Consider the following 25,115-nt stretch of genomic DNA (forward strand, 5'->3'; position numbering starts at 1 on the left):
GGTGGCGGTGCGGAGGTTGAGTCCGCCCCTCCGGCGTGCGGAACCGGAGCCGCGCGAAGCGGGACGCCGTCAGGCGGGCGGGATCCGGAAGAGCGCCCAGACCACCTTGCCGCGCATGGTCCCCGTCAGGGGATGCCAGCCCCAGCCGTCGCTGAAGGACTCCACCAGGCACAGCCCGCGGCCGCACTCGGCCGTGAAGTCGACATACTCGGTGTAGTTGTTGGTGCCGCTGCGCGGCGGTGCCCCGCTCGGGTCGCGAACGGCGCAGACCAGCCGTGCCGCCCAGCGCATCAGATCGAGCCTCACCGGGGAGACCGGCTCCGGTGTCCGGTTCAGGGGGGCCAGGCCGTGGCGGAGCGCGTTGGTCACCAGTTCCGAGACGACCAGGGCGACGGTGTCGAACTCGCCTTCCAGCCGCCAGCGTTCCAGAGTCTCGCGGGTGAAGTCCCGCGCCCCCTTGACCGCGTCGAAGCGCGGCGGCAGCGCACAGGTGGCGGACCCGGAGACGCCCGAGTGCTCGAGGTGCGGGAGTCCGCGCCACAAGGGCTCCAGCACGGTCGATCCTTCGGTCCCCATGACGAGCCACTCCTGGCGTTCGCGGCAGTGATGATCCTGTGCGGATCCGGTCGGCTTGCTGTCCCGATGTGTCTCGCTGATCCTCGTTCGCCGTTCCCCGTGTGCCACAACTGTGCTGACATGCAGCGCACTTGTGCGACCCCCATGGTTGCCAATGCCCACAGCAGATGCAAGGGCAGATGCACGTGCACGGGAGACTTTCGATCGTGTGTAATCACCCGGGCACGCAACGAAGCGCATTGATGGCACACTTCCTTGAGAGCAGGGGTGAAGGGTTCCTCGAAATGGAGACACAACCGGCAATGGGCGTGAGCGGCGGCGCAATCGGGGCGAGTGGCTCAAGCGGGTCGATGGTGCGGCGCATCCTGCTCGGTTCCCAGCTGCGGCGCCTCCGCGAGGCGTGCGGTGTGACGCGCGAGGCCGCCGGCTATTCGATCCGCGCGTCCGAGTCGAAGATCAGCAGAATGGAGCTGGGCCGGGTCAGCTTCAAGGCGCGCGACGTGGCCGACCTGCTCACGCTGTACGGAGTGGTCGACGACGGCGAGCGTGAGCCGCTGCTCGGGCTCGCGAGGGAATCGAGCATAGCCGGGTGGTGGCACAGCTACAGCGACGTGCTGCCCGCCTGGTTCCAGACCTACGTCGGCCTGGAGGGTTCGGCTTCCCACATCAACACCTACGAGGTGCAGTTCGTCCACGGACTGCTCCAGACCGAGGACTACGCCCGTGCGGTCGTCACCGCCGGGCACCGCGAGTACATCGCCCAGGACGAGGTCGACCGCCGCGTCGCACTGCGTGTCGAGCGGCAGAAGCTGCTGGTCGGTGAGAACGCTCCGCACTTCCTGTGCGTCCTCGACGAGGCCGCGCTGCGCCGCCCGTTCGGCAGCCACGCCATCATGAACGCCCAGCTGGACCATCTCGCGGAGGTCTCCGAGTCGCCCAACGTGACGCTTCAGGTCGTCCCGTTCGAGCTGGGCGGACATCCCGCCGAGAGCGGTGCTTTCACGCTCTTGCGCTTTCCCGAGTCCGACCTGAACGATGTGGTCTATCTGGAGCAGCTCACAAGCGCTCTCTACCTCGACAAGAAGGACGAAGTCGCGCACTACGACCAAGTGCTGGGGAGACTGGTGAAGGACAGTCTCCCGCCTTCCCGTACACGGGATCATCTGCGGACGATCCGCCAACTTGACTGAGATGCAAGTACGATGACGTGCTATCAGTACGGAGTTGTGCTGTGCTGCGCCCCCCAGCGGCGGCATTGCCCGGCTTGTTCCTGCCCCACGAAGGAATGACATGTCCTACTTCACGGACCTGGCGCTTCAGTACATTGACGGCCAATGGCGCCAGGGAAACGGCTCCTGGGACATCATCGACTTCGATCCCTTCAACGACGCGAAGCTCGCCTCGATCACTGTCGCCACGGCGGAGGAGGTCGACGAGGCGTATCTCGCCGCCGAACGGCACCAGCCCGAGTGGGCGAAGGTCAACCCGTACACCCGGCGGCGTGTCATCGAACGGGTGATCCGCCTGGTCGAGGACCGGGAGCAGGAGATCATCGAGGCTCTCATCGCCGAAGTCGGCGGCACACGCCTGAAGTCGGAGATCGAGCTTCACCAGACCAAGGAATTCCTGAGGGAGTCGGTCAACCTCGCGCTGCGGGCCGAGGGCCGTATCGCGCCGTCGCCCGTCGACGGCAAGGAGAACCGCGTCTACCGCGTCCCCGTCGGCGTCGTCGGCGTCGTCTCCCCCTTCCACTTCCCCCTCCTGCTGGCCATGAAGACGATCACGCAGGCGCTCGCCCTCGGCAACGCCGTCGTCCTCAAGCCGCACCAGAACTCGCCGGTGTGCGGCGGAACCCTGGTCGCCAGGATGCTGGAGGAGGCCGGTCTGCCGCCGGGCGTGCTGAACGTCGTGATCAGCGACACCGCCGAGATAGGGGACGCGTTCATCTCGCACCCCGTGCCGAAGGTCATCGCCTTCACCGGCTCGGAACCGGTGGGACGCCAGGTCGCGACCGTCGCCGCCTCCCACTTCAAGCGCACAGTGCTGGAGATGGGCGGCAACAGCGCCCTGCTCGTCCTCGACGACGCCGACGTGGACTACGCCGTCGACGCCGCCGTCTTCAGCCGCTTCGTGCACCAGGGCCAGACGTGCATGGCGGCCAACCGCATCATCGTCGACCGTGCCGTGTGCGAGGAGTTCACGGAGAAGTTCGTGGCGAAGGTACGCAGGCTGAACGTGGGCGACCCGCGGGACCCGGCGACCCACATCGGCCCGCTCATCAACGCCGTGCAGGCCGAGAAGGTCAGCACCCTCGTCGAACGGACCGTCGCGGAGGGTGCGACGCGGCTGCTGCACGGCACGAGGACGGGCAACGTCATCCCGCCCACCATCCTCACCGACCTGCCGGAGGGGGCTCCCGCCCTGCGCGAGGAGATCCTCGGCCCCGTCGCCCTGATCATCCCCGTGGACGGGGAGGACGAGGCCGTCCGCGTCGCCAACGACACCCCGTACGGTCTCGGCGGCGCCGTGCACACCGGCGACACCGAACGCGGCCTGCGCGTCGCCCACCGGATCGACGCGGGCATGGTCCACATCAACGACACGACCGTGGCCGACGAACCGCTCGTGCCCTTCGGGGGCGAGAAGAACTCCGGACAGGGCAGGCTCAACGGCGAGCAGACGGTCGAGGCCTTCACCACCACCAAGTGGATCTCCATCCAGCACGACCGCACCGGCTTCCCCTTCTGACGGACCCTTCGCAGGCCGGCTGACGGCCGGCGCACCGCACGACCGTCCGGCGTCCTCCCGCGCCATTCGCCCTGGCACCGCCCCTCCGGCCGGTGCTGTGACCGGGAGGGCCTTGCGACGCCTCCCTCGGGCCCGCGGCCCGGGGATGCCCCACGCACCGGACGCCGGGAGCCACCCGGTAAACCCTCCCGGCCACCGCACTAGGCTGGCCGCGAGGCGGGCGCGGTGCGGCGGAGAGGGAGACGATGTCGGCGATCCGGCTGCTGGTGCTGGGCGCGGTGCGCCAACACGGGCGCGCACACGGCTACATGGTGCGCAACGACCTGGAGTTCTGGGGCGCGCACGAGTGGTCGAACGCAAAGCCCGGGTCGATCTATCACGCGCTCAAGCAGCTGGCCAAGCAGGGCCTTCTGCGCGCGCACGAGACCGCCCCGAGCACGGCCGGCGGGCCGCCGCGCACCGAGTACGAGGTCACCGAGGCCGGCGACACGGAGTTCATGAAGCTGCTGCGGCACGCGCTCACCGCTGTCGACGAGAAGCAGGACATGCTCACCTCGGGCATCGGCTTCCTCGTCGACCTTCCGCGGGAGGAGGCGGTCGCGCTGCTCAGGGAGCGGATCACGGCGCTGGAGGAGTGGCGCCGGGAGGTCACGCGCCACTGGACGCCGCAGGAGAGCACCCCCGAGGAGTGGGGACACATCGGCGAGATCATGAAGCTCTGGGTGCACAACGCGGAGAGCGGCGCGCAGTGGGCGCGCGGGCTCGTGGAACGGCTGGAGAGCGGCGCCTACGTCATGGCCGGTGAGGGCGACCGGGAGATGAACGTCCTGCCGCGAGGCACTCAGAACCCCTACGCGGAGAAGTGACGCGACTCATCAACTTTGACCAATGACGGGTCGGGGGGTAGTCTCGTGAGCCTGGTAGTCAAAATTGATTAGCTACGGGTGCGGAGGGAACGGCATGAACGCGGACGACGCGATCGTGGTCGAGGGACTGCACAAGCACTACCGCGACAAGAAGGCCCTGGCGGGAGTGGACCTGAGGGTGCCGCGCGGGACCGTCCAGGGACTGCTGGGACCGAACGGCGCCGGCAAGACCACCCTGGTCCGCGTGCTGGCGACGCTGGCACGGGCGACCTCGGGCCGGGCCGAGGTCGCCGGCTGCGACGTCTCGCGGGAGCCCCGGCGGGTGCGCCGGCACATCGGCCTGCTGGGACAGCACGCGGCGGTCGACGAGGAACTCGGTGGCAGGGAGAACCTGGAGATGTTCGGGCGGCTCCACCACCTCGGCGGGAGGAGGGCCCGCCTGCGCGCGGACGAACTGCTGGACCGGTTCGGCCTCGCGGAGACGGGACGTAAGGCGGTGCGGCAGTACAGCGGCGGCATGCGCCGGCGCCTCGACCTCGCCGTCTCGCTCCTCGGCACGGTGGACGGCGGCGCTCCGGACGTGCTGTTCCTCGACGAGCCGACGACCGGCCTCGATCCGCGCGGGCGCACGGAGGTCTGGGAAGCGGTGCGGTCACTGGTGGGCGGCGGATCGACCGTGCTCCTGACGACCCAGTACCTGGAGGAGGCCGACCAGCTCTCGGACTCCGTCACCGTGATCGACAGCGGACGCGTGGCGGCGGAGGGGACCCCCGACCAGCTCAAGGCCCGGCTCGGCGCGGACCGTATCGACGTCGTCGTGCGCGACGCCTCAGCCCTGGAGGCAGCCGCGGCAGTCGTCGCCGGGGCCGCCGCCCGGACCGCCGTCGCCGCCGGGCGGCCCTCCCCCGACACCACTCCGGCGGCCGTCGCCGCCGTGACGCGGGACCCCTGCCGGCGCATGGTGAGCGCACCGGTCGCCGACAGGATGGCCGCCCTCACGGAGACCGTACGGGCGCTCGCGGACGCCGGACTCGAAGCGGAGGACATCACGCTGCGGCGCCCCGGCCTGGACGAGGTCTTCCTCCACCTCACGGGCGGGCAGCCGGAGCGGCCGGAACAGCCCGGAGCGGCGGGGCGGCCCGGAGCGGCCGAACAGCCCGGTGTGCAGGGGCAGCCGGGCGCGGCTGCCGGTACCGGGCACGCGGAGGTGCGCGCATGAGCGCTTACATCCTCACCGACTCCTGGACCATGACCCGGCGCGGACTGGCGCACTGGCGGCGGCAGCCCGTGGCGGTCCTCGTGGACCTCGCCTTCCCCGTGCTGATGCTGGTGATGTTCGCCTACTTCCTCGGCGGCGGCATGGGGACGGAGAACTACCGCGAGTACCTGGTGCCCGGCGTGCTCGCGCTGACCATGGCCTTCGGCCTGGAGGCGACCATGGTCGCCCTGACGCAGGACCTGACGAAGGGCGTCGTCGACCGCTTCCGCTCCCTGCCGATGTCCTCCTCGGGCGTGCTGGTCGGACGGAGCGTCCTCGACATGCTGCAGTCGGCGCTCAGCCTGTTCTTCCTGCTCGCGGTGGCCCTCGCGATGGGATGGCGCTGGCACGGCTCGCCGGCAGCGGCCCTGGCCGCGGTGGGTCTGCTGCTCCTGCTGCGCTTCGCGCTGCTGTGGGCCGGCATCTGTCTGGGCCTGGTCGTCGGCAGGCCCGAACTGGTGCAGGCGGTGCAGATCCTGGTCTGGCCGGTGGCCTTCCTCTCCAACGCCTTCACCTCCCCGGACACGATGCCGGGCTGGATGGGCGCGATCGCCGAATGGAACCCCATGTCGGCCACTGCCCATGCCGTGCGGGAGCTGTTCGGCAACCCTGTGTGGGGCGGCGGCGGCTCCTGGGCGACCGATCACGCCCTGCTGCTCGCAGTGGTGTGGCCACTCGTCCTCACTGTGGTCTTCTTCACTCTCTCCGTGCGCAGGTACCGGGCCCTCGGACGCTGAGCGGTACCGGACAGCACCTCGTGCCGTGCCTGTGCAGGGCCCAACAGGGGTCCAACAGGGGCTCGATCCCTGGATCGAGCCCCTCACACGCCTGCCGGTGCTCCCGTGCGCGTCCCCCGCCGCACTCCGTGACGCGTGTCGCGCCGCCCTCTCGCGGGCACCCTCCCCCCGGTTCCGACGGCAGAGCGTCTTTATGCTCGGACCATCAGGCGGACGCCGCAGGGGCAAGCACCAGGGGAGCGGGCAGAGAGTGGTCGGGGAGCCGAAGCGGAACGGCCGGTCGGCGAGGAGCGGGGACGGTTCGGAGGAGCCCCCGCACGCGGGCGAGGACACCCGCAGTGCGTTCACCCCGCCCCTGGGGATGCCGCTGCCGCCGGTCCCCGAGAATGAGCATCCCACCTCCGAATTCGCCGTTCCCGAAGGGCTGCTGACGTCACCGCCCCTGGAGCACGGCAACGCCTTCACCCCGCCCGAGGGCATCGCGAAGGTCTCCCTGATCAAGCCGGGCGCCCCCTGGCAGGACCGGATGCGGACCATGATCCGGATGCCTCTGGCGGAACGTCCCGCGCCGGAACGTCCCAGCCGTCAGGAGGACGCCGAGACGGGCCCGGCCGTCCCCCGCGTCCTCGACCTCACCCTCCGCATCGGTGAACTGCTGCTCGCGGGCGGCGAGGGCGCCGAGGACGTCGAGGCGGCGATGTTCGGCGTGGCACACGCCTACGGGCTCGACCGCTGCGAACCCACCGTCACCTTCACCCTGATCTCCATCACGCACCAGCCCTCGCTGGTCGACGACCCGGTGACGGTCGGCCGCACCGTACGGCGCAGGGGCACCGACTACACGCGGCTCGCGGCCGTCTTCCGTCTCGTCGACGACATCACCAAGGGCGACGTCTCCCTGGAGGAGTCCTACCGGCGCCTGGCCGCCATCCGGCGCAACCGGCACCCCTACTCCAAGGGTGCCCTGACCGTGGCGAGCGGCGGGCTGTCGGGCGCCGCCTCACTGCTGGTCGGCGGCGACCCGATCGTCTTCGTGCTGGCGGCGCTCGGCGCGATGCTCGGGGACCGCCTCGCCTGGCTGTGCGCGGGCCGCGGGCTGCCGGAGTTCTACCAGTTCACGACGGCCGCGATGCCGCCGGCCGCCATCGGGGTCGCCTTCGCTCTCTTCGGCTCGGGGAACGAGACCAAGCTCAACGCCGCGGCAGTCATCACCGGTGGACTCTTCGCCCTGATCCCCGGACGGGCACTGGTCGCGGCAGTGCACGACGGGCTGACCGGTTTCTACATCACCGCCGCGGCCCGCCTGCTGGAGGTCATCTATCTGATCGTCGGCATCGTGTGCGGCGTACTGGTGGTGCTCTACGCGGGTTCCAAGCTGGGCGCGGAGCTCACGCCGGACAGTGTGCCGGGTGAGATCCGGCCGGTGACGCAGCTGCTCTCGGCGATGCTTCTCGTGCTGGCCTTCTGCCTGCTCCTCCAGCAGGAACGTCACACCGTGCTGGTCGCCACGCTCAACGGGGGCGTCGCATGGCTGGTCTACGGAACGCTGCACGACATCGTCGGCGTCAACTCGGTACCGGCGACGGTGGTGGCGGCCGGACTGGTCGGTCTGTTCGGACAGTTGATGTCCCGCTATCAGTTCGCGTCCTCACTGCCGTACGTCACGGCGGCGATCGGTCCGCTGCTGCCCGGCTCCGCGACGTACTTCGGTCTGCTCAACATCGCCCAGGGGCAGATGGACGAGGGCATCCTCAGCATCTCCCGAGCCGTCGCCCTCGCGCTGGCCATCGCCATCGGGGTCAACCTCGGCGGCGAACTGGCCCGGCTGTTCATCAAGAGCCCCGGAGTGGAGACGCCCCTGCCGGGCCGCCGCGCGGCCAAGCGCACCAGGGGCTTCTGACACCCCGCTACCGCCTCGGCCCACGGCTGCCCCGCCCGGGGGCCGCACGGGAGACCGGGGCCGCACGGGAAAGGGTGCGCCCCGCCCGCGGCAGGACGCACCCTTTCGTACGCTCCGGTGTCGCCGACGGAGCGCAGCGGTGGTTCAGTGGTCGCCGTGAGCCTCCAGGCGCTTGATCGACGCTTCGACCTCGGCTTCCGCCTCGGCGCGGCCGACCCAGTTCGCGCCCTCGACGGACTTGCCGGGCTCCAGGTCCTTGTAGACCTCGAAGAAGTGCTGGATCTCGAGCCGGTCGAACTCGCTCACGTGGTGGATGTCCCGGAGGTGCTCCATGCGAGGGTCGGACGCCGGTACGCACAGCAGCTTGTCGTCGCCGCCCGCCTCGTCGGTCATCCGGAACATGCCGATGGCCCGGGACTTGATGATGCAGCCGGGGAACGTGGGTTCATCGAGCAGCACGAGCGCGTCCAGCGGGTCGCCGTCCTCGCCGAGGGTGTGGTCGACGAAGCCGTAGTCGGCCGGGTACACGGTCGAGGTGAACAGGTGGCGGTCCAGCCGGATGCGGCCGGTCTCGTGATCCACCTCGTACTTGTTGCGCGAACCCTTCGGGATCTCGATGACGACGTCGAACTCCAAGGGAGGCTCCTCAATGATCAGCACATGTATCTGGTGATTAAGTGTCCCCCACGCACGTACACCGGCGCGAAAGGGGCTGATCGAGGTGCGTGACACCGCCGCAGAGGTGCGTGACACCGCGATCCGGGTGTACCGGAGGTCCCGGGCCCGTGCCCGGCGGTACGGGCGGCGGGTCCGGCAGCACTGGCGGACCGCGACGCCGCAGCAGCGGCAGACCGCGCAAGTGACGGCGGGGTCCGCCGCACTCGGACTCGTGGTCGCAGTCACGGCGGTGGCCATGACAGGACCGTGGGACTCGGGCCAGCGTACGGCGGAGCGTTCGTGGGCCGCCGCCCGGGAGGGGCGAAGTGGCGGGAACCACACCGGCGACGGCCCGGGTCGCGAGCCCGCTCCGGCGGCCCCCAGGGTGCTGGCGGCCATCGGCTCGCAGCCCGGCCGGGACGGCGGCTCCGACGCGGGGAAGTCGCACGGCAGCGGGGCGAAACGCGTGCCGCCGCCCAGCCCCTCCGCCCTCGCGGACACCCTGGAGCCGCTGCTCAAGGAAGGCGACCTGGGCAAGCAGAGCGCTGTCTCCGTCGTCGACGCCTCCTCCGGACGGCAGCTCTACGGCGTCAGGTCCGGCGCCGCCATGACCCCCGCCTCGACGGTCAAGCTGGCCACCGCGGCCGCCGCGCTCTCGGCCCGCGGCGCGGACTACCGGATCCGCACCCGCGTCGTCGGTGACGGGGACGAGGTGGTGCTCGTCGGCGGCGGCGATCCCACACTCAGCTCCGGGAATCTGGGCGATCTCGCCCGGAGCACCGCCCGCGCGCTGCGCGGAGCCGGCCACGAGAAGGTCTCCCTCGGCTACGACACCTCCCGCTTCAGCGGCCCGGAGCGCCATTCGATCGGCAGCAACGACAACCTCGCCCCCGTCACGCCCCTCATGGCCGACCAGGCCCGTCTCGAAGGTGTCCCGGAGAACTCCGGCAAGGACGCGGGGCACGGAAAGAGCCCGCTGCACGGCCCCGCCCCCCGCTCCACCGACCCCGCCGGCGACGCGGCGGAGGTCTTCGCCGAGGGCCTGGAGGAGCACGGTGTCGACGTCGAGGGCGAGCCCGGCGAGGCCCGCTCGCCCCGCGGTGCGGAAGAGCTGGCCGTCCACCGCTCGGTGCCCATGTCCTCCCTCGTGGAGCGGATGCTCACCTACAGCGACAACGACATCGCCGAGGCCCTGGCGCGCCAGACCGCACTCGCCTCGGGGGAGCCCGCCGGCTTCAAGGGCGCCGCGAAGGCCGTACGGCACCACCTCGACCAGCTCGGCCTGCCCGTGAAAGGCGTGCGTCTCGCCGACGGAAGCGGCCTCGACCGCGACGGCGAGGTGACGCCCGCGCTCCTCACCCGCCTGCTGGCACGGGCCGCGGACCCCGGCCACCAAAGGCTGCGTCCCGTCCTGACGGGGCTTCCGGTCGCGCACTTCACCGGCACCCTCGACAGCAGGTACGGCAGTGAGCGGGGCAAGCCCGGAGCAGGGCTCGTACGGGCGAAGACCGGGACGCTCACCGGTGTGAACGCCCTCGCCGGCAGCGTGGTGGACGCGGACGGCCGGCTGCTGGTGTTCGCCTTCATGGCGAAGGGCACGACCGACGGCAAGGCCGCACAGGAGTCCCTCGACCGGATGGCGTCGGCCTTGGCCAACTGCGGCTGCCGCGACTCCCCCTCCACGGGCTGACCACGGCGCGTACGCCCTGCCGCCGCCCCGGCCCCCTCGATGCAGCCTCCCGTCCCGCGGCTGCGCCACGTACCGTGAAGTCATGACGAGCCTCGGTGGTGTGGAGATGGTCGACTGGAATCTCGCGGTCGCGACCGCGACCCGGCTCGTGCGGCCGGGCCCCGAAGTGAGCCGCGAGGACGCGCGGGCGGTCGTGGCGGAGCTGCGCCGTCACGCGAAGGCGTCCGAGGAGCACGTCCGCGGCTTCGCGCGCATGCAGCCCGAGCGGGCCGCGGGCTCGGACACGCCCGTCCTCGTCGTCGACCGGCCCGGCTGGGTGCGGGCCAACGTGGCCGGGTTCAAGGAGCTGCTCTCGCCGCTGCTCGGCAAGGTGCAGGAGCGGCGCGCGGGCAGTCCAGGCGGTGCCGTGCTGGGCGCCGTCGGCGGCAAGGTGACGGGCGTGGAGGTCGGCATGCTGCTGTCCTTCCTGGCCTCCCGTGTGCTCGGACAGTACGAGACGTTCGCCCCGGCCACCCGTGATCTGCCGGGCGGTGCCGACGGCAGCGGCAGGCTGCTGCTCGTGGCGCCGAACATCGTGCACGTGGAGCGTGAACTGGAGGTCGACCCGCACGACTTCCGGCTGTGGGTGTGCCTGCACGAGGAGACGCACCGCACACAGTTCGCCGCCGTGCCGTGGCTGCGCGACCACCTCCAGGGTGAGATCCAGTCCTTCCTCGGCGAGACCGACATGGACCCCTCCATGCTGCTGGAGCGCCTGCGCGAGGCGGCACAGTCGCTCGGGGGCACCCGGGCCGGGGAGGCGGGCGGGGAGGAGCAGCCGGAGTCCGACCGCGGCAGCCTCGTGGAGCTGGTGCAGACGCCCGCACAGCGCGAGATCCTCGGCCGCCTCACCGCCGTGATGTCCCTGCTGGAGGGCCACGCGGACTACGTCATGGACGGCGTCGGCCCCCAGGTAGTGCCGAGCGTCGCCGAGATCAGGGAGAAGTTCCAGAAGCGCCGTGCCTCCGGTGCGGGCCGCCTGGACCAGGCACTGCGCAAGCTGCTCGGTCTGGACGCGAAGCTGCGCCAGTACCGCGAGGGTGAGCGCTTCGTGAGCGCCGTCGTCGAGGAGCTCGGCATGGACGGCTTCAACCGGGTGTGGACCTCGCCCAACACGCTTCCCACCAAGGCGGAGATCGGCAAGCCCGCCGACTGGATCGCGCGGATGCGCTCCTGACCCGCGGGGCACGGCACGAACCGGGCCCTTCGGCGGACGGCACCGGACGGCACCGGCGGACGGCGGCACACGGGCAGGGGGCCGTCCGCCTCGAACGCGGCCGCGCAGCAGGTGAGTTCCGCGGGGACGCGGTCTACTCGTCGGAAGCCCCGTGGACCACCGGAAGCCTCGGCAATCACTCGTCCGAGGGACCGAGAATGCCGGGTCCGCGTGCGATGCTCTGGGAACACCTCCATCTCTGTCACCATCGACGCACTCAGCGTGACAAGACCTCTTCGAGGAAGTGAATCGGATATGGGTCCCCATCCCGCGGTTGCTGCAATACGCCTGGCGGTCCGCCGCGCACTTCACGACGTGCTCAGCGCGAAGGCCGGAGACGCAGACGGCCCCGGCGAGCCCCCGCTCGTCCTCGTGGCCTGCTCCGGCGGCGCCGACTCCATGGCGCTCGCCTCGGCCCTCGCCTTCGAGGCCCCGCGCCTCGGCCTCCGTGCGGGCGGCGTCACCGTCGACCACGGCCTGCAGCCCGGCTCCGCCGACCGCGCGCAGGAGGTCGCCGGCCGGCTCACCGCTCTGGGCCTGACACCTGTCGAATCGATCGCCGTCACCATCGGCCGTACGGACACCGGTCCCGAGGCAGCCGCGCGGTCCGCCCGCTACGCCGCCCTCGACGAGGCGGCCGTCCGCGCCGGCGCGGAAGCGGTGCTGCTCGGACACACCCGTGACGACCAGGCAGAAACCGTCCTCCTCGCGCTCGCTCGCGGCTCCGGCACCCGCTCGCTCTCCGGCATGGCCGAGACCACCGGGCCGGGGGGCCGCTACCGCCGCCCGTTCCTCGCCGTGGACCGCCAGACCACCCGCAAGGCGTGTCTCGCGCAGTCCCTGCCCGTGTGGGACGACCCGCACAACGAGGACCCCGCCTACACGCGCTCCCGCGTGCGCCACGAAGCCCTGCCCATGCTGGAGAAAGCTTTGGGCAGGGGGGTCACCGAGGCTCTCGCCCGTACCGCCCGCCTCTCCCGCGACGACGCCGACGCCCTCGACGGCTGGGCGGCCGAGGCGGAGCGCACCGTACGAGCCGACCGGCCCGGCTCCGACGGGCGGGGCGGTGTCGAACTGGACATCGCCCGGCTCTACGCACTGCCCCCGGCCGTACGGCGACGCGTACTGCGCCGTGCCGCCATCGCGGCGGGCTCACCGGCGGGTTCTCTCTTCGCCCGGCACCTGGAGGAGGTCGACCGCCTGATCACGGCCTGGCGGGGCCAGCGTCCCATCAATCTGCCGGGTCGTGTCGAGGCCGGAAGGCGGGGTGGCAGACTGGTGATCCGGCATGGCTCACCGACTCCGCCGAAACCGCCCAGCTGACGTCCGGCTCCCGGGCTCCGCAGGCCGGCGGCAGTGTGCGCCGAGACCTCGACCGAGAGCGGTACGGGTGGACGAGAAGGACATGGGGACCGACCTGAAGTCGGTGCTCATCACCAAGGAAGAGATCGACGCCAGGCTGGTGGAGCTGGCCGCGAAGATCGACGCGGAGTACGCGGGCAAGGAACTGCTGCTCGTCGGCGTGCTCAAAGGCGCGGTGATGGTCATGGCGGACCTGGCCCGTGCCGTGTCGACGCCGGCCACGATGGACTGGATGGCGGTGTCCTCGTACGGCGCCGGTACGCAGTCCTCGGGCGTGGTCCGCATCCTCAAGGACCTCGACACCGACATCAAGGGCAAGAACGTCCTGATCGTCGAGGACATCATCGATTCCGGACTGACGCTGTCGTGGCTGCTGTCCAACCTCGGTTCGCGGGAGCCGGCCTCGCTCAACGTGTGCACGCTGCTGCGCAAGCCGGACGCCGCCAAGGTGGACATCGACGTGCGGTGGGTGGGGTTCGACATCCCCAACGAGTTCGTCGTCGGCTACGGGCTCGACTACGCGGAGCAGTACCGCAACCTCCCGTTCGTCGGAACACTCGCCCCCCACGTCTACGGTGGCTGAGCCCGTCGGGAACGATGGGGGTCCGCGCTCCGTTGGAGGAGCCAGGACGGTTGTTGCAGACCGTCCGAGGGGGCGCCTCGGGACAATGCTGAGGTACCGTCCGAAGGTCAGCGTTTTCAACTCACTGTGGCAGGAGGGACGGGGCGCACGCGCTCCGTATGGATGGACGTGAAGCGATACTTCCGCGGGCCGGTCATGTGGATCGTGCTGGCCGTCCTCGCCGTGGTCGTGTTGATGCAGGTCGTCGGCTCGTCCGGCGGCTTCAAGACGGTGGACACGGGACAGATTGTCCAGGCGATCGACCAGGACAAGGTGAAGTCCGCCGAGCTCACGACCGGCGACGAGCAGATCGTGAAGCTCGAACTCAAGGACGGCGCCAAGGTCGAGGACAGCGACAAGATCAAGGCGAGCTATATCGACAGTCAGGGTGTCGACCTCGCCAAGAAGCTGCAGAGCAAGTACGACCAGAGGGAAATCACCAAGGGCTACACGGTGGCGCCCCAGAAGCAGAACCCGTTCGTCGGGATGCTGCTGTCGTTCCTGCCGTTCGTGCTGATCATCCTCGTCTTCCTGTTCCTGATGAATCAGATGCAGGGCGGCGGCTCCCGGGTGATGAACTTCGGCAAGTCGAAGGCCAAGCTGATCACCAAGGACACCCCGAAGACGACGTTCTCGGACGTGGCGGGGTCGGACGAGGCGTGCGAGGAGCTCCAGGAGATCAAGGAGTTCCTCCAGGAGCCCGCCAAGTTCCAGGCGGTCGGAGCCAAGATCCCCAAGGGTGTGCTGCTGTACGGGCCGCCCGGTACCGGCAAGACACTGCTGGCCCGCGCCGTCGCGGGTGAGGCGGGTGTGCCGTTCTACTCGATCTCCGGTTCCGACTTCGTCGAGATGTTCGTCGGTGTGGGTGCCTCCCGTGTCCGTGACCTGTTCGAGCAGGCCAAGGCGAACGCTCCGGCGATCGTCTTCGTCGACGAGATCGACGCCGTCGGCCGCCACCGCGGCGCCGGCATGGGCGGCGGTCACGACGAGCGCGAGCAGACACTGAACCAGCTGCTGGTCGAGATGGACGGATTCGACGTCAAGGGCGGCGTCATCCTGATCGCCGCCACCAACCGGCCGGACATCCTGGACCCGGCGCTGCTGCGGCCCGGCCGTTTCGACCGGCAGATCGCCGTCGACCGGCCGGACATGCAGGGCAGGAACGAGATCCTCAAGGTCCACCAGAAGGGCAAGCCGATGGCGCCCGACGTGGACCTGAGCGCGGTCGCCCGCCGTACGCCCGGCTTCACCGGCGCCGACCTCAGCAACGTGCTGAACGAGGCGGCGCTGCTGACCGCGCGCAGCGACCACAAGCTGATCGACAACAAGTATCTGGACGAGGCGATCGACCGTGTCGTGGCGGGGCCGCAGAAGCGGACCCGGATCATGAGCGACAAGGAGAAGAAGATCACCGCGTACCACGAGGGCGGACACGCCCTGGTGGCGGCGGCGTCACCGAACTCCGATCCCGTTCACAAGATCACGATTCTCTCCAGAGGCCGTGCTCTCGGCTACACCATGGTGTTGCCCGACGAGGACAAGTACTCGACCACGCGCAACGAGATGCTCGACCAGCTGGCGTACATGCTGGGCGGGCGCGCGGCGGAGGAGCTGGTCTTCCACGACCCCACGACGGGTGCGGCGAACGACATCGAGAAGGCGACCACGACGGCCCGTGCCATGGTCACGCAGTACGGCATGACCGAGCGGCTCGGTGCGATCAAGTTCGGCTCCGACCAGTCCGAGCCCTTCCTGGGCAAGGAGATGGGTCATCAGCGCGACTACTCCGAGGAGGTCGCCGGGCTGGTGGACGAGGAGGTCAAGAGCCTGATCGAGACGGCGCACAACGAAGCCTGGGAAATCCTGGTGGAGAACCGCGACGTCCTCGACAACCTGGTTCTCTCCCTGTTGGAGAAGGAGACGCTCGGCAAGGAGGAGATCGCCGAGATCTTCGCCCCCGTGGTCAAGCGCCCTGCCCGCCCCGCGTGGACGGGTTCCTCCAGGCGTACGCCGTCGACGCGTCCTCCGGTCTCGTCTCCCGCCCTTGCCGGCTCGAACGGCGCCACGCCGAGCCTGGACAAGAGCGGAGGCAAGGAGATCGGCCCGCGTGACTCGGACGCCATCGTGGAACCGGTCGATCCGACGGAGAACTAACGGAGCCTGTGTGACGGTCCACAGCGGACCGTGGAATGTCTGCCGCGCCCCCCGGGTTGTCCGACCTGAGGGGGCGCGGCTGATTGCTGTACCAGTACCAGGAGCGAGGCAAAGATGACCGATCCGGTGACGCTCGGCGCGGAGGACCAGGAAACGCCCGGCACGTTCGACGAGAAGCGGGCGCAGGACGCCGTACGTGAGCTGCTGATCGCGATCGGTGAGGACCCCGAGCGGGAGGGCCTGACGGAGACTCCCGCCCGGGTGGCGCGTGCGTACAAGGAACTGTTCATCGGTCTGCACCAGCGCCCGGAGGATGTGCTGACGACGACGTTCGACCTGGGGCACGACGAGATGGTCCTGGTGAAGGACATCGAGGTGTTCAGCACGTGCGAGCACCATCTGGTCCCCTTCCACGGCGTCGCGCACGTCGGCTACATCCCCTCCTCGGACGGCAAGATCACCGGACTGTCGAAGCTGGCGCGGCTGGTGGACGTCTACGCCCGCCGCCCGCAGGTCCAGGAGAGGCTGACCACCCAGATCGCCGAGGCGCTGATGCGGATACTGGAGCCGCGCGGCGTGATCGTGGTCATCGAGTGCGAGCACATGTGCATGTCGATGCGCGGCATCCGCAAGCCCGGGGCGAAGACGCTCACCTCAGCCGTACGGGGCCAGTTGCGAGACGCCGCCACCCGCTCCGAGGCCATGAGCCTGATTCTGCGCTGAACCGCTGAACCGCTGAACCGCTGAACCGCTGACCCCGCTGAACCGCGCCGGGACGGGCGTTACGCCGCTGCGGCGGCTGAGGGGCTGTCGTCATCGTCGTCGTCCGGGAGGCGGCAGACCCGCTCCAGGAAGATCGCCGTCGCCACGACCGCTGCTCCGGCGAGGACCGAGAGGCCGGCGTAGACGGCCTGGTCCTGCCGTGCCGGCGCCTCGGAGCCCTGCAGCAGGAGGAAGACGCCGACGCCTCCGTAGAGGCCGGAGACCAGCGAGGCGACCAGGGCGCTGGCGTGGCCGAAGAGCACGGCGCGGGCGGCCATCATCGGCTCGACGCCCTTGGCGCCCGGCACCCTCTCGCGCTGTGCCTTCAGCCGTGCGCGCAGCGAGAGAGCGGTGGCCAGCAGTACGGTCGCGATGACGGCCAGCACGACCGGCGCCGCGAAGGGGATGCTGGGCAGCGTGTCCAGCGAGTTCCACAGCCGTGCGCCGGCCCAGGAGAGGACTCCGGCGACGCCGAAGACACCCGCCAGGACGGGGATACGCAGTTCCTTCACGGGTTTCCCAACGACTACTCGGGCAGGCTGAGTTCCAGATCGGCGCGCGGCGCGACACCTTCGCGCCCCACAGCGGCCAGGAGTTCAGCCACGGCGCCGTGTCCGGGCACCTCCGCGGCGGGGTCGACGTCGTGCCACGGCACGAGGACGAACGCACGCTCGTGCACCCGGGGGTGCGGCAGCGTCAGGCGAGGGTCGTCCGAGACGACGCCCTGGTAGGCCACGATGTCCACATCGATGGTCCGCGGTCCCCAGCGCTCGTCCCGCACGCGTTCCAGCGCCTCCTCGATCGCGTGACCGCGCTCCAGCAGCGAGCTGGGGGGAAGTGTCGTACGTACGAGCACGACTGCGTTGAAGTACGAGGTCTGACCGTCCGGGTCCACGCCCCACGGCTCCGTCTCGTAGACGGGTGAGACCGCTTTCACCCTGAGCCCCGGAGTGTCGGCGAGGGCGTCGACAGCGCTCTGCAGCCGCTCCAGGCGGTTGCCCACGTTGCTGCCGAGCGCGATCACCGCGAACTGCGGGTTGTGCAGGGTGGTGTCGGCGGCATCGACCTGATGCACGACCGAGGCGGGCACCGGCTGTACGGTCGGGTCACTGTTCGGCGTCATGCGCGGCTCCGCTTGATGGTGATGGTCACGTCGTCGAAGGGCACGGTGATCGGGGCGTCCGGCTTGTGCACGACCACCTCTGCTTCCTGTACGGGCGTGTGCGCGAGGCAGGCACCGGCGATGCGCTGGGCGAGGGTCTCGATCAGGTCGACCGGGTCTCCCTCGACGATCGCCACGATCTCCTCGGCGAGAACGCCGTAGTTCACGGTTCTGGTGAGATCGTCGTTTTCGGCGGCCGGCCGGGTGTCCACACCCAGCTCCACGTCCACGACGAAGATCTGACCCTCCTCCCGTTCCCGTTCGAACACTCCGTGATGCCCGCGGACCCGAAGGCCGCGCAGCGCGAGACGGTCCACGCGTATCACTCCTGTCCTCGGACCTGGTCGTACGGGCGCGGCGTGCCGGTCCCCTCGTCGGAATCCATCCGCGGGTCGCGGCGGCCCGGGCCCGGGGCGGGTGCCTACCCGACAGCGCAGTGAACCACGCGCGGATTCCGGTCGTGGTGCTGCGATCGAGTGGAACCGGCCACACCCGGGGTTGACGCGAACGCCCGCTCAGATCTGTACGTCGCCGTCGTCGAGCCCTTCCTCCCCGTCCTCGTCCTCGCGTTCGACGAGGACCGGCGAGCCGTGGTGCGACCAGACCTTCCAACTTCCGCCCTCCGCGCGCCGGAAGACGTTGGTGGCCACGACGAGTCCGCCCACGAGCGGGCCGGCGGAGCCGTCGTCCTCGGCGGGGCCTCCGCTGAGGATGTTCTCGGTGCATCTCACCAGGGCGGTGTCGCCGTGCACGGAGACGTCGACGTCGGTGAGGAAGAACTGCACATAGTCGGTGTTCGCCATGATCAGGGCGTAGGAGCGCAGCACTTCCTCGCGGCCGGTCAGGATCGGCCATCCGGGATGCACGACGCTGACGCCGTCCTCCAGCCAGAGGCCGTTCAGCGCGTCCAGGTCGGCGTGCTCCACCGCGTCGTACAGCGCGGTGTTGGCGGCCTCGACCGCCTCGATGTCGGTGCTTGCGCCGCTGCTCACCCGTGCTGCCCCGCGTTCCCGTCGTCGTGGGTGCCGTCCGTGTCCCCTGTGTGCCCCGTGTCCTGGTTCCCGCCGGCGGAGGCCGTCTCGACCGCGCTGACGACGCGGACCGCGTCCGCGCTCGCCCGTACCTCGTGCACGCGCACGGCCCAGGCGCCCTCGCGGGCGGCGAGGGAGGTGACGGCGGCAGTGGCGGCGTCCCGTTCCCGGGCGGGCGGCACCGGGGCGCCGTCCGTGCTGGCCAGTACGTGGCCGAGGAACCGCTTCCGGGAGGCCGCCACCAGCAGCGGCCGTCCCAACTCCTCACGCAGCCGCCCCAGTTCGGCCACGAGGCGCAGGTCGTGCGGGGCCTGCTTGGCGAAGCCCAGGCCGGGGTCGGCCACGATCCGATCCGGGGCGATCCCGCCGTCGACGGCACGCTGCAGGCTCGTGCGCAATTCGGCGATGACCTCGGCGGTCACGTCCCCGTAGACCGCGCGATTGTTCATGTCGATGGACTGTCCGCGCCAGTGCATCACCACGAACGGGGCACCGGACTCGGCCACGGCCGGGACCATGCGGGGGTCGGCGAGTCCGCCGCTGACGTCGTTGACCATCACCGCCCCCTCCTCCAGCGCCCGCACGGCCACGGAGGCCCGCATGGTGTCGACGCTGACGAGCACGCCCTCCGAGGCCAGTCCGCGCACGACCGGCAGCACACGGCGCAGCTCCTCGTCCTCCTCGACGCGGGTCGCGCCGGGCCGGGTGGACTCACCGCCGGCATCGACGAGGTCGGCGCCCTCGGAGACGAGATCGAGGCCCCGTTTGATCGCGGCCTCGCTGTCGAACCACCGGCCGCCGTCGGAGAAGGAGTCCGGCGTGACGTTCACCACCCCCATCACGGCACAGCGGTTCCACTGGGGGAGTCCGGCTACGTGGCCACGCGAAGGGTTCATGTCTCCAGCGTAGGCGGCCCGCCCTCCTCAGGGTGGGCAGGAGGCGCGACGGGGAGTCCGGCCGCGCGCCATGCCTGGAAGCCGCCGTCGAGGTCCGTGGCGCGGTGCAGACCCAGCTCGCGCAGCGAGCGGGCGGCGAGGCTGGAGGCGTAGCCCTCGTTGCACACGACGACGACCCGCAGGTCGTCCCCCGTGGCCTCCTCTGCGCGGTGCGGACAGGTCGGGTCCAGCCGCCACTCCAGCTCGTTGCGCTCGACGACGAGGGCCCCGGGGATCGTGCCGTCCCGCTCGCGCAGCGCGGCGTAGCGGATGTCGACCAGCACGGCGCCCTCCCGCCGGGCGGCGGAGGCCTCCTGCGGCGTGAGTCTGCCCAGACCGGCGCGTGCGTCCTCCAGCAGGGAGTCGACGCGGCTGGGTCCGTGCGGCAGCGGCGTGCCGGTCATTCCCACTCACCCGGGCGTTCGACCTGTTCCAGGCGCAGCAGCGCGCCCGTACGGCTGTAGCGGCGCATGAGGGGGAGAGGCGGGTAGTAGGCGTGTACGGAGACCGCGTGCCGGCCGGTGGTGCCGTTGAGGACCTGATGGACGTGGTGCGGTCCGAAGGCGCGTCCACCGCCGGCTGTGAGCCGCCGCTCGCGGTCCACGCCGTCCGCCAGCTCCAGGGTCTTCCAGCCCTCGGTGGGGATGCGGGCGGCGAGGGACTGCTCGGTGAGTTCGCCCCGGGCCGTCGCGAACGCGCCGCGTGAACCGCCGTGGTCGTGCCATCCCGTGCCGGTGCCGGGAGGCCAGCCGATGACCCAGGCCTCACTGCCGCCGGGGCCGTTGAGCCGCATCCAGGTGCGGCCTTCCGGGTCGAGCGGCAGGGAGGCGACGAGTCCGGCGTCGGCGGCGGTCTCGCGGACGAAGTCGAGGAGCTGGGCCTCACAGGGGGCTTCGCCGGTGGGTGCCGGGGCAGCGGGCAGGGGAGAAGCGGGTGTCGCGGATGTCACGGAGAGCCGTCCTGGATGAGTGATCGAGACGCACGTGGTTTCAGGGACGCGCGGAATGGCGGGAGTTGATCAGCAGGACGGACGACACAGGCAGCCGACGTAGCGGAGCAGGTCCAGGTGGACCTTCCGCCAGGGGTGCCAGTCGGTGTCGTTCATGCGGTGGAGTGAAGCACGGGGCCATACGGTGGTCAACTCCCGCGCCGCCGCCGTGATCCCTCCGCGCAGGACCGCGGGCGGGTGACACGCGTCGTGGAGCCGTCCGCGCGGGGCGCCGTTCACACGTCCGCGACGGTCTCCAGTTCGACCTCGTCCCTGCTCACTTCCCGCTCGTCCGCGTCGATGGAGCGGCGCAGCGCCTCGTGCAGACGGCTGGGTGTCAGGACGCCGACGAAGCGGTCCGCGTCGTCCAGCACGGCGATCCATCCGGCGTCGTGCTGGAGCATGCTGCTGAAAGCCTGCTTCAGGGGCGAGCCGAGCGGAAGCCACGCCTCCATGCGTCGCGCGTGGTCGGCCACGGTCAGCGGCGCCTCCGTCCCGGTGAGCTTCCCGGTGCCGGTGCCGGTGCCGGCGGTCGCGGAACCCTCCTCGGACGTGCCGCCGATCGCGTCGGCGGAGAGCCAGCCGTGCAGTTCGTCCGCGTCGTCCAGTACGACGGCCCAGCGTGCGCCGTCGCGGCGCATGCGCGTACGGGCCTTGTCGAGCGGGTCGTCCAAGTGCACGACGGGCGGCGCTTCCAGGTCGCTGCTCTCGATCGGGGTGACGGAGAGGCGCTTGAGGCCCCTGTCCGCTCCGACGAAGTCGGCGACGTACGCGGTGGCGGGGGCGCCGAGCACCTTCGCCGGGGGGTCGAACTGCTCGATGCGGCCGTCCCCGTAGACCGCTATGCGGTCACCCAGGCGCACGGCTTCCTCGATGTCGTGCGTGACGAACAGCACCGTCTTGTGCAGCGTGGACTGCAGCTTCAGGAACTCGTTCTGCAGGTGTTCGCGCACCACCGGGTCCACGGCGCCGAAGGGCTCGTCCATCAGCAGCACGGGCGGGTCCGCGGCGAGCGCCCTCGCCACACCGACACGCTGCCGCTGGCCCCCGCTGAGCTGGTCCGGATAGCGGTCGCCGAACCTGGCCGGGTCGAGGCCGACCAGCTCCAGCAGTTCGGTCGCACGCTCGCGGCGCCGGGCCTTGGACCAGCCGAGCAGGTACGGAACGGTCGCGGTGTTCTCCAGGACCGTCTTGTGCGGGAAGAGGCCGACCTGCTGGATGACGTAGCCGATGCGGCGGCGCAGTTCGACGGGGTCGACGGCGGAGATGTCCTCGCCGTCGAGGAGGATCCGTCCGGACGTCGGCTCGATGAGCCTGTTGACCATCTTCATCGTCGTCGTCTTGCCGCAGCCGGACGGTCCCACGAGGGTGACCAGTTCGCCTTCGGCGACCTCGAGCGACAGATCGTGCACGGCGGTGGTGCCGTCCGGATAGCGCTTGCTGACGTTCTCGAAGCGGATCATCGTCTCATTCTCGTCGCTCGGAGCGCCTCGGCGTTCGGCGCTGTGCGAATTCTTCCGGTCTCTGGATGAAGTGTGTGTTGCAGGAGTGTGGCACTTCGGACCGTTTGTCGGTAGCGGACTGTAAGGTCTCCCGGCATGCTTACGGACGCACCTACGGCGGCCGAAAGTCACCGGCGCGGAGAGTGAGGGGGACGGGGTGAGAGGTACGGAGGTCCTTGCCGCGCCCGGATCGGCGGGAACCGCCCGCGAGACGGGGAAGGCCGGGAAGGCCGGGGAGAACTGCCTCTCCGCCAACGACTGGATCTGCGCCGAGTACGTGACCTCACGCGGCCAGGAACTGCTGGACGCCACCGCGGAGCACGTCTGGATCACCGTCGCCTCGGTCGTGCTCGCTCTGCTCGCCGCCTTCCCGCTCGCGCTCGCGGCCCGCCGCTGGAAGCGCGCGCACGGGCCCGTGCTGGGGCTGACCACGGTCCTCTACACCGTCCCGTCGCTGGCGATGTACGCGCTGCTGCTTCCCCTCTTCGGCGTGGGCGCGGCGGTCGTCGTGACGGGTCTGGTGCTGTACTCGCTCACCGTGCTCGTACGGAACATCCTCGCGGGCCTCGAATCGGTCCCCCAGGAGGCGCGGGAGGCCGCGCGCGGCATGGGATACGGGCCGGGCAGGCTGCTCTTCGGGGTCGAACTGCCGCTCGCCCTGCCCGCGCTGATGGCCGGCGTCCGCATCGCGACGGTCTCGGCGGTGGCACTGACGACGGTCGGTGCGATCGTCGGGTACGGCGGTCTGGGCAATCTCATCTACGACGGCATGGACAGCTTCTTCCGGGCCCAGGTGCTCACGGCGTCGGTCATCTGCGTACTGCTGGCCGTGACGGCGGACGTGCTGCTGCTCGGGGTGCAGCGGCTGCTCACTCCCTGGGCCCGTACCGGCGGACGCGCCCGGCGCGGCCGGCACCCGGGCGGGAGCGCGGAACGCAAGCGTGCGGAGCGCGCGGACGGTGAAGCCGGTACGGAGCGCGGCGCGCGTACGGCTGTCGGCAAGGGGGCGTGACGATGGGCTTCTTCCTGGACGCGTGGTCCTGGCTGACCACCGGCTCCAACTGGTCGGGCGGCGACGGTGTGACGCACCGGCTCGCCGAGCATCTCTACCTGACCGTGCTCTGTCTCGTCATCGCCTGTGCGATCGCACTGCCGGTCGCGCTGTGGCTCGGTCACGTCGGACGCGGTGGCGCGCTGGCGGTGAACATCTCCAACGCCGGGCGCGCGGTCCCCACGTTCGCAGTGCTGGTTCTGCTGACGCTCAGCCCGCTCGGCAAGCACGGGGACTGGCCCACCGTCGTCGCACTGGTGCTCTTCGCCCTGCCGCCGCTGCTGACCAACGCCTACGTCGGAATGCGCGAGGCCGACCGCGACGTGGTGGAGGCGGCACGCGGAATGGGGATGTCCGGCTGGCAGCTGCTGGGCCGGGTCGAGGTCCCCCTCGCCTTTCCCCTGATCATGACGGGGGTGCGGTCCGCGGCCGTGCAGGTCGTCGCGACGGCGACTCTGGCGGCCCTCCCCGGGGGCGGCGGCCTGGGCAGGATCATCACGGCGGGTTTCGGCACCTACGACACCCCGCAGGTGGTCGCCGGGGCGGCGCTTGTAGCGGGGCTCGCGCTGCTCGTGGAGGGCGTACTGGTGGTGGCGCAGCGGCTGTTGGACCCGATGCGGCGGCGGCGCCGCGGCATCGGCTCGCAACCACGTTCGACGCCCGCGGGCTTTGATGAAAAGGTGATCCCCGCCCAGACGACGGCCTGACGACTTCACGGCACTTCGTGGCCCGGGTGTTCCGGCGCCCCGCCGATCCTCACCTCACGAAATGGTGGACCCGATGAACAAGGCAGCACACCCCGAGCACACGTCCCACCCGGCGTACGGGACACCGCGCGGCGACCGCGGCCCCCGGCACCGCCGTGCCCGCGGCCTGATGGCGGCCGGTGCCTGTGCGGCCGTGCTGTCGGCCGCCCTGACCGGCTGCGGCGGCGACAGTCTGGAGAAGGAGGGTGGCGGCTCGGCGGACGGCGGTTCCAAGGGCGAACTCGTCGTGGGCTCCGCGGGCTTCACCGAGTCCCAGGTCATGGCGGAGCTCTACGCGAAGCTGCTGGACAAGGCCGGCTACGAGACCTCGATCAGCAAGCTGAAGAACCGTGAGCTGTACGAACCGGCCCTGGAGAAGGGCGAGATCCACGTCGTGCCGGAGTACGCGGCGACCCTCGCCGAATTCCTGAACGCGAAGAAGAACGGGGCGGACGCGAAGCCCGTCGCCTCCAGCGACGTGGACAAGACGGTGGCGGCGCTGGAGAAGCTCGCCGAGCCCCGTGGCCTCGAGGTGCTCCCGGCGGGCGAGGCCGTCGACCAGAACGCCTTCGCGGTCACCGAGGACTTCGCGAAGAAGCACGACCTCAAGACCCTCTCGGACCTCGGCGAGTCCGGCGAGAAGATCAAACTCGCGGCAAGCGACGAGTGCGAGGAGCGGCCCTTCTGCCGGCCCGGTCTGGAGAAGACCTACGGCATCGACATCACGGACCTCGACCCGAAGGGTGTGGGAACCACCCAGGCGAAGGAGGCCGTGAAGAACGGCACCGACCAGATGGTGCTGACCACGACCACCGACGCCACCCTCGAGGACTTCGGGCTGGTGCTGCTGGAGGACGACAAGGGTCTGCAGAACGCGGACAACGTCCTTCCGGTCGTCAACTCCGAGAAGGCCGGCGGGAAGAACGTCTCGGAGGCGCTGGGGAAGCTGACCGAGGTGCTCACCACCAAGGACCTCACCGACCTCAACCGCAAGGTGGACGCCGAGAGGCAGAAGCCGAAGGACGTAGCCGAGGAGTACCTCAAGTCCAAGAACCTGCTCTGAGCGCAGGGGGCGGCCCCCGGCGCGGCCCCACGGGAGGCCGAAGGGGGCGG

General features: G+C 70.5%; 25 protein-coding genes. 15 read left to right on the forward strand and 10 right to left on the reverse strand.

Annotated elements, in window-relative coordinates:
- Positions 1 to 69: 69 nt before the first annotated feature.
- A complete protein-coding gene (locus H343_RS0121300) occupies positions 70 to 576 on the reverse strand; it encodes an ATP-binding protein (RefSeq protein ID WP_028432801.1) in 507 nt (168 codons plus the stop codon).
- 284 nt (positions 577 to 860) lie between these two features.
- Here H343_RS0121300 and H343_RS0121305 point away from each other — a divergent pair, with 284 nt between their 5' ends.
- The 6 genes from H343_RS0121305 to H343_RS0121330 all read left to right on the forward strand — a co-directional run bounded on the left by H343_RS0121305 (position 861) and on the right by H343_RS0121330 (position 8,085).
- Positions 861 to 1,766, forward strand: coding sequence for a Scr1 family TA system antitoxin-like transcriptional regulator (locus tag H343_RS0121305; protein WP_106958908.1), 906 nt, complete (start codon positions 861 to 863; stop codon positions 1,764 to 1,766).
- A 100-nt stretch (positions 1,767 to 1,866) separates the two neighbouring features.
- On the forward strand, positions 1,867 to 3,324 hold the full coding sequence (locus tag H343_RS0121310; protein WP_028432803.1) for an aldehyde dehydrogenase family protein: 1,458 nt from the start codon (positions 1,867 to 1,869) through the stop codon (positions 3,322 to 3,324).
- 245 nt (positions 3,325 to 3,569) lie between these two features.
- Positions 3,570 to 4,190 (forward strand): PadR family transcriptional regulator, encoded by a 621-nt coding sequence (locus H343_RS0121315; RefSeq protein WP_028432804.1) that lies wholly within the window; start codon positions 3,570 to 3,572, stop codon positions 4,188 to 4,190.
- Between the two features lie 94 nt (positions 4,191 to 4,284).
- Complete coding sequence (locus H343_RS31965; RefSeq protein WP_037904575.1) at positions 4,285 to 5,409, forward strand: daunorubicin resistance protein DrrA family ABC transporter ATP-binding protein; 1,125 nt, start codon at positions 4,285 to 4,287, stop codon at positions 5,407 to 5,409.
- The gene (locus H343_RS0121325; RefSeq protein WP_028432805.1) at positions 5,406 to 6,185 is read left to right on the forward strand and encodes an ABC transporter permease; all 780 of its coding nucleotides are present in this window, start codon (positions 5,406 to 5,408) and stop codon (positions 6,183 to 6,185) included. Before H343_RS31965 ends, H343_RS0121325 begins: the two co-directional genes overlap by 4 nt.
- Before the next feature lie 250 nt (positions 6,186 to 6,435).
- Complete coding sequence (locus tag H343_RS0121330; protein ID WP_028432806.1) at positions 6,436 to 8,085, forward strand: threonine/serine exporter family protein; 1,650 nt, start codon at positions 6,436 to 6,438, stop codon at positions 8,083 to 8,085.
- 144 nt (positions 8,086 to 8,229) lie between these two features.
- On the opposite strand, the gene H343_RS0121335 is transcribed toward H343_RS0121330, so the two are convergent.
- Positions 8,230 to 8,721, reverse strand: coding sequence for an inorganic diphosphatase (locus tag H343_RS0121335; protein WP_028432807.1), 492 nt, complete (start codon positions 8,719 to 8,721; stop codon positions 8,230 to 8,232).
- An 85-nt stretch (positions 8,722 to 8,806) separates the two neighbouring features.
- Here H343_RS0121335 and dacB point away from each other — a divergent pair, with 85 nt between their 5' ends.
- From dacB to folE, 6 genes are all read left to right on the forward strand, one after another.
- Positions 8,807 to 10,432, forward strand: a complete 1,626-nt coding sequence (gene dacB, locus H343_RS0121340) for a D-alanyl-D-alanine carboxypeptidase/D-alanyl-D-alanine endopeptidase (protein WP_028432808.1) — start codon at positions 8,807 to 8,809, stop codon at positions 10,430 to 10,432.
- Positions 10,433 to 10,514: 82 nt separating this feature from the next.
- Positions 10,515 to 11,648 (forward strand): zinc-dependent metalloprotease, encoded by a 1,134-nt coding sequence (locus tag H343_RS0121345; RefSeq protein WP_028432809.1) that lies wholly within the window; start codon positions 10,515 to 10,517, stop codon positions 11,646 to 11,648.
- Positions 11,649 to 11,942: 294 nt separating this feature from the next.
- Positions 11,943 to 13,010, forward strand: coding sequence for a tRNA lysidine(34) synthetase TilS (gene tilS, locus H343_RS0121350; protein ID WP_028432810.1), 1,068 nt, complete (start codon positions 11,943 to 11,945; stop codon positions 13,008 to 13,010).
- Positions 13,011 to 13,092: 82 nt separating this feature from the next.
- Positions 13,093 to 13,632 (forward strand): hypoxanthine phosphoribosyltransferase, encoded by a 540-nt coding sequence (gene hpt / locus H343_RS0121355; protein WP_037904606.1) that lies wholly within the window; start codon positions 13,093 to 13,095, stop codon positions 13,630 to 13,632.
- Positions 13,633 to 13,794: 162 nt separating this feature from the next.
- The gene (gene ftsH / locus H343_RS0121360; RefSeq protein WP_028432812.1) at positions 13,795 to 15,825 is read left to right on the forward strand and encodes an ATP-dependent zinc metalloprotease FtsH; all 2,031 of its coding nucleotides are present in this window, start codon (positions 13,795 to 13,797) and stop codon (positions 15,823 to 15,825) included.
- Between the two features lie 114 nt (positions 15,826 to 15,939).
- On the forward strand, positions 15,940 to 16,548 hold the full coding sequence (gene folE / locus H343_RS0121365; RefSeq protein ID WP_028432813.1) for a GTP cyclohydrolase I FolE: 609 nt from the start codon (positions 15,940 to 15,942) through the stop codon (positions 16,546 to 16,548).
- Between the two features lie 59 nt (positions 16,549 to 16,607).
- Here folE and H343_RS0121370 read toward each other — a convergent pair whose 3' ends face one another.
- The 8 genes from H343_RS0121370 to H343_RS0121410 form a co-directional block, all read right to left on the reverse strand.
- Positions 16,608 to 17,099 carry a DUF3180 domain-containing protein gene (locus H343_RS0121370; RefSeq protein WP_028432814.1) on the reverse strand — a complete coding sequence of 164 codons (492 nt, stop codon included), beginning with the start codon at positions 17,097 to 17,099 and terminating at the stop codon, positions 16,608 to 16,610.
- Between the two features lie 14 nt (positions 17,100 to 17,113).
- Positions 17,114 to 17,710, reverse strand: a complete 597-nt coding sequence (gene folK, locus H343_RS0121375) for a 2-amino-4-hydroxy-6-hydroxymethyldihydropteridine diphosphokinase (RefSeq protein ID WP_028432815.1) — start codon at positions 17,708 to 17,710, stop codon at positions 17,114 to 17,116.
- Positions 17,707 to 18,066 carry a dihydroneopterin aldolase gene (folB, locus tag H343_RS0121380; protein ID WP_028432816.1) on the reverse strand — a complete coding sequence of 120 codons (360 nt, stop codon included), beginning with the start codon at positions 18,064 to 18,066 and terminating at the stop codon, positions 17,707 to 17,709. Before folB ends, folK begins: the two co-directional genes overlap by 4 nt.
- 198 nt (positions 18,067 to 18,264) lie before the next feature.
- Positions 18,265 to 18,741: a nuclear transport factor 2 family protein gene (locus H343_RS0121385; protein WP_028432817.1), complete on the reverse strand. Its 477-nt coding sequence runs from the start codon at positions 18,739 to 18,741 to the stop codon at positions 18,265 to 18,267.
- Positions 18,738 to 19,676, reverse strand: coding sequence for a dihydropteroate synthase (folP, locus tag H343_RS0121390; RefSeq protein ID WP_028432818.1), 939 nt, complete (start codon positions 19,674 to 19,676; stop codon positions 18,738 to 18,740). The genes H343_RS0121385 and folP overlap by 4 nt, the downstream gene beginning before the upstream one ends.
- Positions 19,673 to 20,119, reverse strand: a complete 447-nt coding sequence (locus H343_RS31970; RefSeq protein WP_051265686.1) for a rhodanese-like domain-containing protein — start codon at positions 20,117 to 20,119, stop codon at positions 19,673 to 19,675. The genes folP and H343_RS31970 overlap by 4 nt, the downstream gene beginning before the upstream one ends.
- A complete protein-coding gene (locus H343_RS0121400; RefSeq protein WP_028432819.1) occupies positions 20,116 to 20,664 on the reverse strand; it encodes a cysteine dioxygenase in 549 nt (182 codons plus the stop codon). Before H343_RS0121400 ends, H343_RS31970 begins: the two co-directional genes overlap by 4 nt.
- A 275-nt stretch (positions 20,665 to 20,939) precedes the next feature.
- Positions 20,940 to 22,166 (reverse strand): betaine/proline/choline family ABC transporter ATP-binding protein, encoded by a 1,227-nt coding sequence (locus tag H343_RS0121410; protein WP_028432820.1) that lies wholly within the window; start codon positions 22,164 to 22,166, stop codon positions 20,940 to 20,942.
- Between the two features lie 301 nt (positions 22,167 to 22,467).
- Here H343_RS0121410 and H343_RS31980 point away from each other — a divergent pair, with 301 nt between their 5' ends.
- The 3 genes from H343_RS31980 to H343_RS0121425 all read left to right on the forward strand — a co-directional run bounded on the left by H343_RS31980 (position 22,468) and on the right by H343_RS0121425 (position 25,065).
- Entirely contained in the window at positions 22,468 to 23,217 is a 750-nt protein-coding gene (locus H343_RS31980; protein WP_486587001.1) for an ABC transporter permease, read from the forward strand.
- Positions 23,218 to 23,219: 2 nt separating this feature from the next.
- A complete protein-coding gene (locus tag H343_RS31985; protein ID WP_051265705.1) occupies positions 23,220 to 23,963 on the forward strand; it encodes an ABC transporter permease in 744 nt (247 codons plus the stop codon).
- A gap of 169 nt (positions 23,964 to 24,132) precedes the next feature.
- Entirely contained in the window at positions 24,133 to 25,065 is a 933-nt protein-coding gene (locus H343_RS0121425) for an ABC transporter substrate-binding protein (protein ID WP_037904614.1), read from the forward strand.
- The last annotated feature ends 50 nt before the right edge of the window (positions 25,066 to 25,115 follow it).

The organism is Streptomyces sp. TAA204 (assembly GCF_000424965.1).

What these genes read in the sequence shown, in the direction of transcription:
- H343_RS0121300 (WP_028432801.1), bottom strand. Translation starts at nt 576, where the DNA reads ATGGGGACCGAAGGATCGACCGTGCTGGAGCCCTTGTGGCGCGGACTC.
- H343_RS0121305 (WP_106958908.1), top strand. Translation starts at nt 861, where the DNA reads ATGGAGACACAACCGGCAATGGGCGTGAGCGGCGGCGCAATCGGGGCG.
- H343_RS0121310 (WP_028432803.1), top strand. Translation starts at nt 1,867, where the DNA reads ATGTCCTACTTCACGGACCTGGCGCTTCAGTACATTGACGGCCAATGG.
- H343_RS0121315 (WP_028432804.1), top strand. Translation starts at nt 3,570, where the DNA reads ATGTCGGCGATCCGGCTGCTGGTGCTGGGCGCGGTGCGCCAACACGGG.
- H343_RS31965 (WP_037904575.1), top strand. Translation starts at nt 4,285, where the DNA reads ATGAACGCGGACGACGCGATCGTGGTCGAGGGACTGCACAAGCACTAC.
- H343_RS0121325 (WP_028432805.1), top strand. Translation starts at nt 5,406, where the DNA reads ATGAGCGCTTACATCCTCACCGACTCCTGGACCATGACCCGGCGCGGA.
- H343_RS0121345 (WP_028432809.1), top strand. Translation starts at nt 10,515, where the DNA reads ATGACGAGCCTCGGTGGTGTGGAGATGGTCGACTGGAATCTCGCGGTC.
- tilS (WP_028432810.1), top strand. Translation starts at nt 11,943, where the DNA reads ATGGGTCCCCATCCCGCGGTTGCTGCAATACGCCTGGCGGTCCGCCGC.
- hpt (WP_037904606.1), top strand. Translation starts at nt 13,093, where the DNA reads ATGGGGACCGACCTGAAGTCGGTGCTCATCACCAAGGAAGAGATCGAC.
- ftsH (WP_028432812.1), top strand. Translation starts at nt 13,795, where the DNA reads ATGGACGTGAAGCGATACTTCCGCGGGCCGGTCATGTGGATCGTGCTG.
- folE (WP_028432813.1), top strand. Translation starts at nt 15,940, where the DNA reads ATGACCGATCCGGTGACGCTCGGCGCGGAGGACCAGGAAACGCCCGGC.
- folK (WP_028432815.1), bottom strand. Translation starts at nt 17,710, where the DNA reads ATGACGCCGAACAGTGACCCGACCGTACAGCCGGTGCCCGCCTCGGTC.
- folP (WP_028432818.1), bottom strand. Translation starts at nt 19,676, where the DNA reads ATGAACCCTTCGCGTGGCCACGTAGCCGGACTCCCCCAGTGGAACCGC.
- H343_RS31970 (WP_051265686.1), bottom strand. Translation starts at nt 20,119, where the DNA reads ATGACCGGCACGCCGCTGCCGCACGGACCCAGCCGCGTCGACTCCCTG.
- H343_RS0121410 (WP_028432820.1), bottom strand. Translation starts at nt 22,166, where the DNA reads ATGATCCGCTTCGAGAACGTCAGCAAGCGCTATCCGGACGGCACCACC.
- H343_RS31985 (WP_051265705.1), top strand. Translation starts at nt 23,220, where the DNA reads ATGGGCTTCTTCCTGGACGCGTGGTCCTGGCTGACCACCGGCTCCAAC.
- H343_RS0121425 (WP_037904614.1), top strand. Translation starts at nt 24,133, where the DNA reads ATGGCGGCCGGTGCCTGTGCGGCCGTGCTGTCGGCCGCCCTGACCGGC.